The 12,811-nt window shown below is 49.3% G+C and carries 14 protein-coding genes and 1 tRNA gene; 6 read left to right on the forward strand and 9 right to left on the reverse strand.

Annotation, left to right across the window (positions count from 1 at the left end; genetic code table 11):
* Positions 1–41: 41 nt before the first annotated feature.
* Together OGW44_RS19570 and OGW44_RS19575 are read right to left on the reverse strand one after the other, a co-directional pair.
* A complete protein-coding gene (locus tag OGW44_RS19570) occupies positions 42–590 on the reverse strand; it encodes a fimbrial protein (RefSeq protein ID WP_019076063.1) in 549 nt (182 codons plus the stop codon).
* 69 nt (positions 591–659) lie between these two features.
* A complete protein-coding gene (locus tag OGW44_RS19575; RefSeq protein ID WP_016155749.1) occupies positions 660–1,208 on the reverse strand; it encodes a fimbrial protein in 549 nt (182 codons plus the stop codon).
* Positions 1,209–1,958: 750 nt separating this feature from the next.
* Between OGW44_RS19575 and OGW44_RS19580 the strand changes: the two genes are divergently transcribed.
* The gene (locus OGW44_RS19580; RefSeq protein WP_223307926.1) at positions 1,959–2,642 is read left to right on the forward strand and encodes a winged helix-turn-helix domain-containing protein; all 684 of its coding nucleotides are present in this window, start codon (positions 1,959–1,961) and stop codon (positions 2,640–2,642) included.
* A gap of 1 nt (position 2,643) precedes the next feature.
* On the forward strand, positions 2,644–3,162 hold the full coding sequence (locus tag OGW44_RS19585; protein WP_016155747.1) for a FidL-like protein: 519 nt from the start codon (positions 2,644–2,646) through the stop codon (positions 3,160–3,162).
* A 155-nt stretch (positions 3,163–3,317) separates the two neighbouring features.
* On the opposite strand, the gene OGW44_RS19590 is transcribed toward OGW44_RS19585, so the two are convergent.
* A tRNA-Asp gene (locus tag OGW44_RS19590) sits at positions 3,318–3,394 on the reverse strand.
* Positions 3,395–3,528: 134 nt separating this feature from the next.
* Positions 3,529–4,257, reverse strand: a complete 729-nt coding sequence (gene dnaQ, locus OGW44_RS19595) for a DNA polymerase III subunit epsilon (RefSeq protein WP_029139417.1) — start codon at positions 4,255–4,257, stop codon at positions 3,529–3,531.
* 64 nt (positions 4,258–4,321) lie between these two features.
* On the opposite strand from dnaQ, the gene rnhA reads away from it, so the two are divergent.
* On the forward strand, positions 4,322–4,789 hold the full coding sequence (gene rnhA, locus OGW44_RS19600) for a ribonuclease HI (protein ID WP_016151805.1): 468 nt from the start codon (positions 4,322–4,324) through the stop codon (positions 4,787–4,789).
* Here rnhA and OGW44_RS19605 read toward each other — a convergent pair.
* Positions 4,786–5,508: a class I SAM-dependent methyltransferase gene (locus OGW44_RS19605; protein ID WP_047417097.1), complete on the reverse strand. Its 723-nt coding sequence runs from the start codon at positions 5,506–5,508 to the stop codon at positions 4,786–4,788. The two genes, rnhA and OGW44_RS19605, sit on opposite strands and share 4 nt — an antisense overlap.
* 33 nt (positions 5,509–5,541) lie before the next feature.
* Between OGW44_RS19605 and gloB the strand changes: the two genes are divergently transcribed.
* Together gloB and mltD are read left to right on the forward strand one after the other, a co-directional pair.
* On the forward strand, positions 5,542–6,297 hold the full coding sequence (gene gloB / locus OGW44_RS19610; RefSeq protein WP_185654200.1) for a hydroxyacylglutathione hydrolase: 756 nt from the start codon (positions 5,542–5,544) through the stop codon (positions 6,295–6,297).
* A 71-nt stretch (positions 6,298–6,368) separates the two neighbouring features.
* Positions 6,369–7,727 carry a murein transglycosylase D gene (gene mltD / locus OGW44_RS19615; RefSeq protein WP_029139416.1) on the forward strand — a complete coding sequence of 453 codons (1,359 nt, stop codon included), beginning with the start codon at positions 6,369–6,371 and terminating at the stop codon, positions 7,725–7,727.
* A 49-nt stretch (positions 7,728–7,776) separates the two neighbouring features.
* Here mltD and OGW44_RS19620 read toward each other — a convergent pair whose 3' ends face one another.
* From OGW44_RS19620 to OGW44_RS19630, 3 genes are all read right to left on the reverse strand, one after another.
* Positions 7,777–8,547, reverse strand: a complete 771-nt coding sequence (locus OGW44_RS19620) for a class I SAM-dependent methyltransferase (protein WP_049271174.1) — start codon at positions 8,545–8,547, stop codon at positions 7,777–7,779.
* Positions 8,548–8,623: 76 nt separating this feature from the next.
* A complete protein-coding gene (locus OGW44_RS19625) occupies positions 8,624–9,424 on the reverse strand; it encodes an endonuclease/exonuclease/phosphatase family protein (RefSeq protein ID WP_029139415.1) in 801 nt (266 codons plus the stop codon).
* 131 nt (positions 9,425–9,555) lie between these two features.
* The gene (locus OGW44_RS19630; protein ID WP_103284442.1) at positions 9,556–10,731 is read right to left on the reverse strand and encodes an MFS transporter; all 1,176 of its coding nucleotides are present in this window, start codon (positions 10,729–10,731) and stop codon (positions 9,556–9,558) included.
* Positions 10,732–10,835: 104 nt separating this feature from the next.
* On the opposite strand from OGW44_RS19630, the gene yafC reads away from it, so the two are divergent.
* Positions 10,836–11,750, forward strand: a complete 915-nt coding sequence (yafC, locus tag OGW44_RS19635) for a DNA-binding transcriptional regulator YafC (protein WP_047357608.1) — start codon at positions 10,836–10,838, stop codon at positions 11,748–11,750.
* Positions 11,751–11,770: 20 nt separating this feature from the next.
* On the opposite strand, the gene dkgB is transcribed toward yafC, so the two are convergent.
* The gene (gene dkgB / locus OGW44_RS19640) at positions 11,771–12,574 is read right to left on the reverse strand and encodes a 2,5-didehydrogluconate reductase DkgB (protein WP_075846670.1); all 804 of its coding nucleotides are present in this window, start codon (positions 12,572–12,574) and stop codon (positions 11,771–11,773) included.
* Positions 12,575–12,811 lie beyond the last annotated feature (237 nt).

The following is a 12,811-nucleotide window of genomic DNA, read 5'->3' on the forward strand; positions in this document are numbered from 1 at the left end:
TTTCGTTCGCAAACCTTCAGATACCCGAATTGCAGTGCAGCTCAGAGATAATTCACAACAAAATGCGTGACTGCAGTAAATTCGCCAGATGTCATTCTTCCGTCGCGGGAGATCAAATAAGCCGTAAAATTGAGCGTGTTTTTCCCTGGATTAAGCACATAGTCCGGTGATGGCTCACCCAGATGAATTTGCTGTCCGTTGCTGTCATATATTTCTATCGCTAAATTTTCAGTTTCCGATTGCACGCTTAGATAATCAGGATTGTCACTATCCGGTGCACCAGAAAAGGTAATATTGGCGCGTTGAAACAGATTCCCGGGGTGTTGAGAATCCCCTAATGAACATCCCAACAAATGAATGCTGAAATCATGCGCTGATACTTTCTCTGGTTTTCCGGAAATATCTCTGGCTGAGAGATCATCAAATTCAACCAGTAGCGACCGGTCGCGTGGATCGACATAACAGGCAGCCTCAATAATATTTCCGCGCATGCGCATTTTGCCGGGCGTACTGACAAGACGATTGGTGTCAGCCAAAACCCATGCAGGCGATATGAAGATAAAAAGCAGTAAAATTCGCCATCCAGGCATCACCGCATTTCCTTTCAGTTATTCGCAGGAAGGGTTAAGCAGGCGCGTTAATGCGCCTGCTGCAGATCGTTACTGGTAGTCGATCTGGAAATTAACGGTAGATTCGAAATCACCCGGAGTTACCGCGGCAGATGCGTTGTTTGCCTGCAGGTAAGCGACGAAATCAATGTCGGTTTCACCATCGGTAATGTTGACCTGAGAGGCGGCTTGACCCCATTCCACGTCCTGGTTGCCACTGTCAATCATACCGATGCCCGCACCCTTTGCAGTACCAGAGGTGAACGCAGCCAGCGCGTTGTTGTCTGTATCAATCGTTGCCGGGGTATAGGTCACAGTGGCCGTTTTCGCGACGGTCGTATCACAGCCCTGCAGAACGATTTTGGCATGCTTAACGCCAGCACGTTGGTTGTCTTTTAACTGAGAAGTTGGGATCTCACCAAAATTAACCTGTACCGGGCTGGATTCTGGTGCCAGACCACAGGCGGAATTAACCAGAGAACCGGTGAAGTGAATTTTACCGTTAGTCGGTTCGACATTTTTTGCAGCAAAAGCAGAAGAGGCAGTAAAAGTCATTCCCGCCATCAGCGCACAGGCCACAGCCACGTTTTTCATTTTCATATTACTACTTAACCTTATATCTGTTTTTTAGTTATTCCGAAGATCTATTTCCGCAGATAATTTATGTCCGGAAAATCCTGATCTGCAGGTGGCGGTAGCGCATATCCTTGCAAACAATCCATCTCAAGCCGCCCCGTATTTTGAACTTCATTGGTATTCCATCCGAAATACCGTCCACAGTTGTTTACGCTGTTTCGGGGCTTATATTAAGTCGACGAGAAAATGACACAATGCAAAAATCCGGTATTAATCAAACTCAGGGAATCATGTTGTAACACTGTCTGCACAGCGATCGTTTACCTAAAAAACCGCCAAAAATCACGACTTAGCCAGTGTTAGTATCTATCATTTAGCATTTTTATAGAGTTTTTATCTATCAACTATTTTTTTATTTAGCCAGAACAACAGGCAAAATGTATTTATGAAATTTTTGTAAAAATGAAATTGGATATCAAAAGCGAGTAATGACAATAAGATAGTGAAAGAGAGGAAGGAGAAAAGAGGATTCTATAAGAGATATTAAAATATTGTTATATAAATATTAATAAAGCGATCTATGGTACAACCATTTTTTATAAATGAATTATGTTATGCTATTGCTTCACCCACTCGAATGCGAGATATCCTGCTTTAAAGGAGACATCAGTGATTTCTCATATACCAATAAACAAAATTAAATCCGTAATTATTGGTGATGGCTTAGTTTTCAGACCACATAAAAATACCCTAAAAGACCTGGCATCTGGTGAAATGGCCACATTGAATAATGTGGCAACACAATTACTGCTCTATTTGTTGCAAAATGGTAAAGAGATATCCTCGCGTGATGAAATTCTGCTAAATGTTTTTCAGCATAATGGCGCCAGAGCGACGGATGCGAATCTCAATCAGCACATTTCATTTCTGCGCAAAGCAATAACGTCTACAGGTCATCCTGCAGAACTCATCGTCACAATTCCGCGGATGGGATTTCGGATGGGCGACGCTAATATCAATATTCAGCAACTGGAAGAAGCGCAAGCTCCCGCCAGAATTGCCAATGTTGCATCGACGCTCAACAAAAAGAAACAAAGCCGTTGGCCTGTGGCGATAACCGCGTTAATTACCGGAATCGCCGTGCTGGCGACAGCGTGGTTAACATGGATACCCAATGAAATCGCCATGACGGACGCGACTATCCTGCGGACTATCGACTATGAACAATGCCGTGTACATATATTAGGAAACGCCCTCACCGATACCATAACCGAAAAGAAAGCGCTGGATATTTTCAAGTCCGTGGGCATTAACCCCGACTGTTCGTACCCAAAAGATCTGTATCTCAATACCTGGGCGAGCAACCATAATCTGGTTGAGTGGTCGTTTGCCGCTGAATGCGGGCTGAACCTCGGCTATTACCATTGCATCAGCCAGTATCGCCATCATGAGGAATGATATGAAGCAAGAAAGCGATCACTCTCCTTTACTATGGTCAGTCGTGATTGCCATTTTTGGGCTGGCGGCTATCGCTTTTTTTATTATCGCCGGGAATGCGAAAAAACAAGAAATCAGTTTTTCCTGCTCCTCGGAATTCACGTCGATACTCGACATCCAGGATACAAAAAAGGTACTCCATGGAATAATGCTGATTACCAGCTACAACTCCGGACACCTTTCATTGTCAGTACAAGGGAAACTCAAAAGTGATGATGGCGAGTTTGCTGTGAACCGAAAACTGTTCTTTCGCTATGCCCGACCACTCGGCCATACCGCCGGTGTTTTCATGCTCACTCCCAACGGACGTGAAAAATCCCCCGATGATGAAGCAACGGATGCAGTCGATTATCTCTTCTTCGACGCTTACGAACGTGCCGACAAGCTGTATATGCTAAAGCACTTGAATGAAGAAACGGTGCTTATCGGCGATAACTTTTCCCCCCGCTTCGCCTGCGTGATGAATCACTTCGCAGGTTGATCTGCCCCTGGATATGCGTCGGGTTAAGGATGACCTGATGTGTTGCCTGCCCGATAGCACGGACGTGGTCGATAAAGTGTGATGATGAGATTATTATTGTGGCGGGCTAAAACGACGAAAGCCTGAATCATTTCTGATTCAGGCTTTCTGAATAGTGGCGGAATGGACGGGACTCGAACCCGCGACCCCCTGCGTGACAGGCAGGTATTCTAACCAACTGAACTACCACTCCGCGTTGTGTTCCGCTTGGGAACGAAGCGAATATTACGGATTGCCTCACGCCTCGTCAACGCTTTTTCTCACGTTTTTTAATCGTTTGCTGCAAAAATCACCCGAATGGTCATTTCCATACGGAAAACGTACAAACTATGCCCGCCAGAGGCAACTTCCGCCTTTCTTCTGCACCAGGTCAAGGCGCGACTCATGGGCCGCTAACTCTTCATCAGTGGCGAAAACAACGCGTAGTTTGCTGGACTGTCGCACAATACGCTGGATCCCCGTGTCATTCTGCTGCTGGCTGTCACCTTCCATTGAGAACGCCATCGTGGTCTGCCCACCGGTCATCATCAGATAAACGTCGGCCAGAATCTGGGCATCGAGCAATGCGCCGTGCAGGGTTCGCTTACTGTTGTCTATTTCATAGCGTGAGCATAACGCATCAAGGCTGTTGCGCTTGCCAGGAAACATTTTCCTCGCCAGCGCCAGGCTATCGGTAATTTTGCAGAATTCGTTTGTCTTCGGAATATCCCGCCTGAGCTTAGCGAATTCGTAATCCATAAAGCCGATATCAAACGATGCGTTATGGATGACCAGCTCCGCACCGCGGATGTAGTCGAGAAACTCATCGGCCACATCGGCAAACGTAGGTTTATCAAGCAGGAATTCGTCTGCGATTCCGTGTACACCAAACGCTTCCGGGTCCACCAGCCGATCCGGTTTCAGGTAAACGTGGAAGTTATTCCCGGTCAGGCGGCGGTTCACCACTTCAACCGCACCGATCTCAATGATCTTGTGGCCTTCGTAGTGGGCGCCAATCTGGTTCATACCGGTGGTTTCGGTATCGAGGACGATCTGTCGTGTAATTCCAGTGCTCATAACGGTCATTTATGTCAGACTTATCGTTTGATTTCGATTTGCTAAAACAGGAAGTCTACCAGAGATGCTTAAACAGGTAGAGATTTTCACCGATGGTTCTTGCCTGGGAAATCCAGGGCCAGGTGGTTATGGGGCGATTTTACGCTATCGCGGGCGCGAAAAAACCTTTAGCGAAGGCTACAACCTCACCACCAATAATCGCATGGAGCTGATGGCGGCAATCGTTGCGCTGGAAGCCCTGAAAGAACAGTGTGAAGTGATACTCAGCACGGACAGCCAGTATGTGCGCCAGGGCATTACGCAGTGGATCCACAACTGGAAGAAGCGCGGCTGGAAAACAGCAGATAAAAAACCAGTGAAGAACGTCGATCTGTGGAAACGTCTGGATACCGCGCTGGGGCCGCATCAAATCAAATGGGAATGGGTTAAAGGCCATGCGGGCCATCCGGAAAACGAACGCTGTGATGAGCTTGCCCGCGCTGCTGCAATGCGTCCCACTCAGGATGATATTGGGTATCAGGCTGAGGCTTAAACGTCTGGTTTACGGTATTGCCGGGTTGCGCCAACGGCCTGGCGGATAGGCGTTTTGCTTTTATTTTGTTTCATCGGGTTGAGCGTAAGCGGAATGGTTCGCTTACGCGCAACCACCAGTTGCAAACAGCCCAGCGCAGGGATATGGGCGCTTAACATTTTCCCGCCCTTCTTGTTCCAGGGCAGGACATGAAAACGGCTACAGTGCAGCACTTCAAAATTCAGCAATGAGAGCCAGTCCAACTGCCGCATGAGGGTAAACATCCGGCTGTTGTAGGGCGATGTTTTACGCAATACGGGCACCAGTTTACGCAATCCCATCAAACTTACCGGGTTAAAGCCGCTCAGAATCAACCAACCGTCATCAATAAGCACGCGATCGGCTTCATGCAGTAAGCGATGTGGATCGGAACACCACGGCAGCGTATGAGCCAACAAACAAACATCCACGGACTTATCGGCAAAAGGCAGATGTAAAGGATCGGCAGTCACCTGCATGGGAGCGCCTTGCAAAGAAACATTTACCTGATGAGAAACCGCGCACGCTTCAGAATTGATTTCTGCGCTTAAATTACCAATCTTAAGCAGATGAAATCCGTACATTTTTGCGAACCACGGGTTAAGCTGATGCTCCAGCGCCTGACGATAGTGTTCGCCCCAGGGAAAATCATCCCAACTAACGGGCGCTACGACAGTTTGAGGGATCCTTGCCGGTTTCATCACAACCTTCCGTTACGCATTGAGAGGTAATCTATGAATCTTAACAGTATTCCTGCATTTCAGGACAATTACATCTGGGTCCTGTCGAATAATGACAAACATTGTCTGATTGTGGACCCGGGTGAAGCAGCACCTGTTCTGAAAGCTATTGCAGAACATAACTGGGTTCCCGAGGCCATTCTGCTGACACATCATCATCAGGATCACGTGGGCGGCGTGAAAGAACTTCTGCAACATTTCCCACAAATAGCGGTATACGGACCGGCTGAAACGCAAGATAAGGGAACGACGCATATAGTCGAAGATGGCGATATTGCACTCGTTTTGGGGCATGAATTTACAGTAATTGCTACGCCGGGTCACACTTTAGGACATATCTGTTACTTTAGCCACCTTTACCTGTTTTGCGGCGACACGCTCTTCTCCGGTGGCTGCGGTCGGCTTTTTGAAGGCACAGCATCTCAAATGTATCAATCACTTAAAAAACTAAACGCACTTCCTGACGATACATTGATTTGTTGCGCACATGAGTACACATTAGCAAACATGAAGTTTGCCTTAAGCATTCTTCCGCACGATCCGTTCATAAATGAATATTATCGTAAAGTTAATGAGTTACGCGTAAAAAAACAAATGACACTCCCCGTAATTCTGAAAAATGAGCGACGAAATAATCTTTTTTTAAGAACAGAAGATATTGATTTAATTAATGAAATAAATAAAAAAACAATATTGCAACAACCTGAAGAGCGTTTTGCCTGGTTAAGGTCAAAGAAAGATACGTTCTGACAATTGCGGGTTGCCTTTTGAAAACTTCGCCGTTATGATCGGTCGTCTTTTAAGCAACTATTGACACACACATGAAGGCAAAAGCGATATTACTCGCCTCTGTCCTGCTTGTTGGGTGCCAGAATACTGGTAACGTCCAACAACACGCACAGAGCCTTTCTGCAGCTGGTCAAGGGGAAGCAGGAAAGTTTACAAGTCAGGCGCGATGGATGGACGACGGAACATCTATCGCTGCTGATCAAGATTTGTGGGCTTTCATTGGTGACGAGCTAAAGATGGGAATTCCGGAAAACAACCGGATTCGCGAACAGAAACAGAAGTATTTACGCAATAAGAGCTATCTCCACGATGTAACTTTACGGGCAGAGCCGTATATGTACTGGATAGCCGGGCAGGTTAAGAAACGTAACATGCCAATGGAACTGGTACTACTACCCATAGTGGAGAGCGCTTTTGATCCTCACGCAACGTCTGGCGCCAATGCCGCAGGTATTTGGCAGATCATTCCGAGCACGGGGCGCAATTATGGTTTAAAACAGACCCGCAATTATGATGCACGTCGCGACGTTGTGGCTTCCACCACCGCCGCACTGGACATGATGCAGCGTCTGAACAAAATGTTTGATGGCGACTGGCTGCTGACCGTTGCTGCTTATAATAGCGGTGAAGGTCGTGTCATGAAGGCAATTAAAACGAACAAAGCCCGTGGTAAACCCACTGACTTCTGGTCGTTGCCATTGCCTCAGGAAACGAAGCTATATGTGCCAAAAATGCTGGCATTGAGCGATATACTCAAAAACAGCAAACGCTATGGCGTGCGTCTGCCAACAACAGACGAAAGCCGCGCGTTGGCACGTGTTCGCCTGAGTAGCCCGGTTGAAATGGCTCAGGTTGCCGATATGGCGGGTATTTCCGTCAGCAAGCTGAAAACCTTCAATGCAGGCGTGAAAGGCTCCACGTTGGGTGCCAGCGGTCCGCAATATGTGATGGTGCCAAAGAAGCATGCAGAGAAGCTGCGTGAGTCTCTGGCCTCAGGCGAAATTGCAGCCGTGCAGTCAACGTTGGTTGCGGATAACACGCCGCTGAACAGCCGCAGCTACAAAGTTCGCTCTGGCGATACGCTTTCTGGCGTCGCTTCACGTCTTGGCGTGAGCACCAATGACCTTAAGCAGTGGAATAATCTGCGCGGGTCATCGCTGAAAGTAGGCCAAAATCTGACGGTGGGCGCTGGTACCAGCGCACAGCGACTGGCGAACAACAGCGATAGCATCACCTATCGTGTGCGTAAAGGCGACTCGCTCTCGAGCATTGCCAAACGCCACGGGGTTAACATCAAGGATGTGATGCGCTGGAACAGCGATACGAACAATCTGCAGCCAGGCGATCAGCTAACGTTGTTTGTGAAAAACAGCGGTATGCCGGACTCCTGATAGCATTGTAGAAATGAAGGCACTGGTTTCCCCCCAGTGCCTTTTTTATTTATCCCGCTTTATGTGCTTCAACCATTATCGTGTCGCTGGTAAACGAGCCATCTTCCTGTAACGCAAAATAGGCTTTCACTTCCGCAGAAGCACTTTGTTGGTATACACGGATCGCGTCGCTCAACGCTGCAGGCGTACGCATCCGCGCCACCCACGAACTGAACTCCAGCGGCAGACGATCGGTTAACAAGGTATCGGCAATCAGATTGGCGTCATTGATTAACGACAGCCATTCTCCGCTGGAATAGTTGCGTACGTGCGAGGTATCGCGTAACGCCTCCACAGTTTGCAACCAGATGTCACGTACAGGATGGCCTGGCGACATCACATCCATCACAATCAGCACGCCGCCGGGCTTCAGAACGCGGTTCACTTCTCGCAACGCACGCCCGACATCATGCCAGTGATGCGCGGAATAGCGGCTAATCACCACGTCAAATACGTTATCTTCAAACGGCAGGCTTTCAGCATAACCCTGCCGTGTGGCGATATTCTCCAGACCTCTGTCCTTTGCCGCTTCAGTGACCACGTCAAGCATCTGCGACGATAAATCATATGCCACTACCTGCTTTACGTATTGCGCGGCCACAAAGCTGGCGTGCCCCGCTCCGCATCCCATATCCAACACGCGGGCCTGCGGAAATGCCAGCAACCTTTCCCCCAGACGTTGCAAGTCACGACCAGAGGCGTGCACCGCACTGGTTAAGTAGGCATTAGCCTGAGAGCCAAACTGTTTTTCGACGTTGTCATGATGAGAGCGTGTTGTCATTGTGTTGTCCTTCGGTTGTTGTGAAATATGAAGGGCAACCATCACAGGCCTGCCCTACGGCAGACCTGACACACCGTTATTGTTCAGGTTTGCCGGGACTGAATTCAACGAGTAGCGGGTTGTGGTCGGAGGCGCGGGTGACCAGCACAGAGGCCTCACTCACGTTCAGACCGCGATAGAACACAAAATCGAGAGGACGACCAAACGCGCGGCGGCGCTGATCGTCGGTAAAGCGCACCTGGCGCAGCGACATTTCACGCGCAAAGCGGTACAGCGCATTCATCCGTCGACGGCTCCAGGCATTAAAATCGCCGGCCATAATCACCGGACCGCTGTGATGAGCAATCTGATCGCCAATGGGAAGCAACTGCTTACTATAGACATCAACGCCAAGGCTAAAGTTAACCGCGTGGATATTCACCACCATTAACAACCGAGTGTCAGGCAACGGGTACACCGTCACCAACGCCGATTTCGCCAGCCGTAAAATAGGCTCACGCTCGCGTAATGGGCAGCAGTAAACTGGATGGGCGGAGGAGAGTGTCATAACGCCAGAGGGGTGCTGTGGCAGCACAAAGGCGGGAACCTGGTCGGCAGCGAGATAGTTAGTGGTCGCAAACTGCACCAGTTCTGGTGTGGTTTGCGCTTCCTGCAATAACACCAGATGCGCGTCTTTGCCAAAATTCTTCAGCACCGACTGCCATTCTGCTCGCTGCTGTTTAAAAATATTCCATACCAGCACGCGAATGCGATCTTCACTGCTCAACGGTACGCCTGCGGGTAATGCCTGGCCAATATGCGCAAACGAGCCCGGCGGTAAAATCCGCTCGGCGGGTTGTCCGGCAACATAACGCATGGCATAGGTGTTTTTTCGCACTTTAGACTTTCAAACCTCTGTAACGTCAACCAGTCCGCAGCCGGACTGGTTCTTCTGTTATAGGGATTTTAGCACTCACTTTCAACGAACAATTGCAGTTTGTTTTGTAAGTGGGCGCTTACATCAATGATTTACCCCAGAGCAACGTGCGTGGGCTTATCAAGACGGCCGCTCAGCCCCATCAGCAGGAAAGCCACCAGAACAATAAGTGCGCCAATCCATGGTGTCTGCGCCAACCCATAATGCTCGACCGTTTGTCCGCCAATCACGGAACCCAGTGCAATACCAATATTAAACGCTGCAATGTTCAGCCCTGACGCCACATCAACAGCATTGGGCGTAAATTGTTCCGCTTTCTGTACCACGTAGACCTGCAACCCTGGTACGTTACCGAAGGCAAAGATCCCCATCACCAGAATGGTAGCCAGCGCGGCGTACTGCGTGGAAGCCGTCAGTTGGAAGACCATCAGCAGAACAAACAGCGCGGCGAAAATGAATTTCAATGCAGGAACCGCACCATGCTTATCCGCCAGCTTACCGCCCCAGATATTGCCGATAGCGACTGATACGCCGTAACCCAGTAAGATCCAGCTCACCGCTGCCGGGGAGAAGCCGGCCAGATCCTGCATCATCGGTGCCAGGAAGGTGAAAGCCGTGAACACACCACCGTAGCCCAATGCCGTAACGGCGTAAATCAGCAACAGACGAGGATGAGTCAGCACTTTCACCTGGTCGCGAATGCTGGCGGCCGCTCGACCAGGAATGTTAGCCGGGATCAGCAGTTGACTACTAATCAGCGCAATCACGCCTAACATTGATACTGCCAGGAAAGTCTCACGCCAGCCAAAGTGCTGGCCGATAAACGTACCCAGCGGCACGCCCGTGACCAACGCAACGGTTAAGCCACCGAACATAATAGCGATAGCGGAAGCCGCTTTTTCTTTTGGCACCAGACTTGTCGCGATAGTGGAACCAATCGAGAAGAATACGCCGTGAGCCAGCCCCGTCAGCAGACGGGCGACAATAAGTGTCATATACCCGGGTGCCTGCCATGCCAGTAAATTCCCCGCCGTAAACAGGACCATCAGCGCGACAAGCAACTTTTTACGTGGCAGGCTTCCGGTCAGAGCGGTCAGCACTGGTGCGCCAATCGCCACACCCAGCGCATAGATTGAAACCAGCATCCCGGCTGAAGGTAACGAGATTGCCAGTTGTTGAGCGATGGTCGGCACCAGGCCAACAATCACAAACTCAGTCGTGCCAATAGCGAAGGCACTTATTGTTAGTGCAAATAATGCGAGAGGCATAAATAACTCCGTAACATCAGTAATCAGATGACACGCAATATGCCGGGATGTTTTAATAACAAAAATATTCAAAATCTCAATATAATTTTGCGTCAGGTGCAAAAATGAAAGCAACCTCTGAAGAACTTGCGATTTTTGTGGCCGTTGTGGAAAGCGGCAGCTTCAGCCGGGCGGCAGAACAACTCGGTCAGGCTAATTCCGCAGTCAGTCGGGCAGTAAAAAAGCTGGAGATGAAATTGGGTGTGAGTCTGCTTAATCGAACGACCCGACAGCTAAGCCTGACAGAAGAAGGAGAACGCTACTTCAGGCGTGTGCAGCAGATACTGCAAGAGATGGCAGCAGCAGAAACGGAAATCATGGAGTCACGCAATACCCCGCGCGGCCTGCTGCGTATCGACGCGGCAACGCCGGTGATGCTGCATTTCCTGATGCCGCTAATCAGACCGTTCCGTGAGCGATATCCTGAGATGACGTTGTCTCTTGTCTCCTCAGAAACGTTCATCAATCTTATTGAACGAAAAGTGGATGTCGCGATACGAGCAGGTACGCTGACTGACTCGAGCCTGCGTGCGCGTCCGTTGTTTACCAGTTATCGTAAGATTATTGCCTCACCGGACTATATTGCCCGTTTTGGCAAGCCCGAGACCGTCGAACAGTTAAAGCAGCATCTGTGTCTGGGGTTTTCCGAACCCGTTTCACTCAATACCTGGCCGATTGCCCGTAGCGACGGACAGCTCCATGAGGTCGAATGTGGGATTTCTTCCAACAGCGGGGAAACGTTAAAACAGCTTTGCCTGAGCGGCAATGGTATCGCATGTCTTTCAGATTATATGATTGATAAAGAGATCGCGCGGGGAGAACTGGTGGAGCTGCTGGCCGATAAACGTCTGCCGGTAGAAATGCCTTTCAGCGCCGTTTACTACAGCGATCGTGCGGTCAGTACACGCATTCGGGCATTTATAGACTTTTTAAGTGAGTATATAAGAACAGCTCCCGAAGGAGCTGTGAAAGAGGGTTAAAGGTACAGAGGGTCGGGCAATTAATCCCAATCAGGGGCCAGGCCTTCCGGGCTGACCAGACGATCGTTGCAGTCCAGTGCCGCGATCGCTTTTTTATCTTCAGTATCCAGATGCAAGTCCAGCGCCAGCAGGTTGCTTGCCAGGTTTTCACGCTTGGTAGATGAAGGGATCACGGAGTAACCTTCATCCATTGCCCATGCCAGAATAACCTGCGCTGGGGTCGCGTTATGTTTAGCGGCAATGTGTGCAATCACTTCATCTTTTAGTGCCTTACCGTAAGCCAGCGTCATGTAAGAGGTGATGTGGATACCGTGCGCTTTAGCCCAGTCAACCACCTTAAGACTCTGCAGATACGGAGACAGCTCAATCTGGTTGGTCGCGATATTGTCTGCACCTACTGTGGCAATGGCTTTTTCCATCAGCGAAATAGTGAAGTTTGAGATACCAATTTCGCGAGTCAGCCCCTGCTCTTTCGCTTCAAGCAGCGTCTGCATAAACTCTTCAACGGATACCGCATCGCCCGGAGATGGCCAGTGGATCAGTGTCAAATCAACATAATCCGTACGCAGTTTCTTCAGACTTTCTTTCAGACTTGGGATCAGTTTGTCTTTGCTGAGATTTTCAATCCAGATCTTGGTGGTGATGTACAACTCGTTACGCGGTACGCCACTTTCGGCAATTGCCTGACCAACAGCCGCTTCATTTTCATAGATTTGCGCAGTGTCGACAGCACGGTAGCCCAGCTCAAGCGCCGTTTTGACAGAAGCGATAACCACGTCGTCTTTCAGGCGAAACGTACCTAAACCGAATGCAGGGATAGTCATAGAATTCCTCTTTTTAATCACTATGTTCGTTAACTGAGAGGATTATGACCACAAGTTCTTTGCCGAAAAAGAGTGAAAAATGCAGAGGATTTTTGCGGATTCAGCAATAATTAAATCGCTGGAAAAGAAAAAGCCCTGAGCGTTAGCTCAGGGCTCTTAATAAGTGGCGGAACGGACGGGACTCGAACCCGCGACCCCCTGCGTGACAGGCAGGTATTCTAACCAACTGAACTACCG

The sequence above is a fragment of the Citrobacter sp. Cb023 genome, from assembly GCF_030336805.1.
Taxonomy (GTDB): domain Bacteria; phylum Pseudomonadota; class Gammaproteobacteria; order Enterobacterales; family Enterobacteriaceae; genus Citrobacter; species Citrobacter braakii.

Excerpts from the sequence above, each read along its gene's own strand:
- OGW44_RS19575 (WP_016155749.1), bottom strand. The coding sequence starts at position 1,208 with ATGAAAATGAAAAACGTGGCTGTGGCCTGTGCGCTGATGGCGGGAATG.
- OGW44_RS19580 (WP_223307926.1), top strand. The coding sequence starts at position 1,959 with ATGGCCACATTGAATAATGTGGCAACACAATTACTGCTCTATTTGTTG.
- mltD (WP_029139416.1), top strand. The coding sequence starts at position 6,369 with ATGAAGGCAAAAGCGATATTACTCGCCTCTGTCCTGCTTGTTGGGTGC.
- gloB (WP_185654200.1), top strand. The coding sequence starts at position 5,542 with ATGAATCTTAACAGTATTCCTGCATTTCAGGACAATTACATCTGGGTC.
- OGW44_RS19630 (WP_103284442.1), bottom strand. The coding sequence starts at position 10,731 with ATGCCTCTCGCATTATTTGCACTAACAATAAGTGCCTTCGCTATTGGC.
- OGW44_RS19620 (WP_049271174.1), bottom strand. The coding sequence starts at position 8,547 with ATGACAACACGCTCTCATCATGACAACGTCGAAAAACAGTTTGGCTCT.
- OGW44_RS19585 (WP_016155747.1), top strand. The coding sequence starts at position 2,644 with ATGAAGCAAGAAAGCGATCACTCTCCTTTACTATGGTCAGTCGTGATT.
- rnhA (WP_016151805.1), top strand. The coding sequence starts at position 4,322 with ATGCTTAAACAGGTAGAGATTTTCACCGATGGTTCTTGCCTGGGAAAT.
- yafC (WP_047357608.1), top strand. The coding sequence starts at position 10,836 with ATGAAAGCAACCTCTGAAGAACTTGCGATTTTTGTGGCCGTTGTGGAA.
- dnaQ (WP_029139417.1), bottom strand. The coding sequence starts at position 4,257 with ATGAGCACTGGAATTACACGACAGATCGTCCTCGATACCGAAACCACC.
- OGW44_RS19570 (WP_019076063.1), bottom strand. The coding sequence starts at position 590 with ATGCCTGGATGGCGAATTTTACTGCTTTTTATCTTCATATCGCCTGCA.
- dkgB (WP_075846670.1), bottom strand. The coding sequence starts at position 12,574 with ATGACTATCCCTGCATTCGGTTTAGGTACGTTTCGCCTGAAAGACGAC.
- OGW44_RS19605 (WP_047417097.1), bottom strand. The coding sequence starts at position 5,508 with ATGAAACCGGCAAGGATCCCTCAAACTGTCGTAGCGCCCGTTAGTTGG.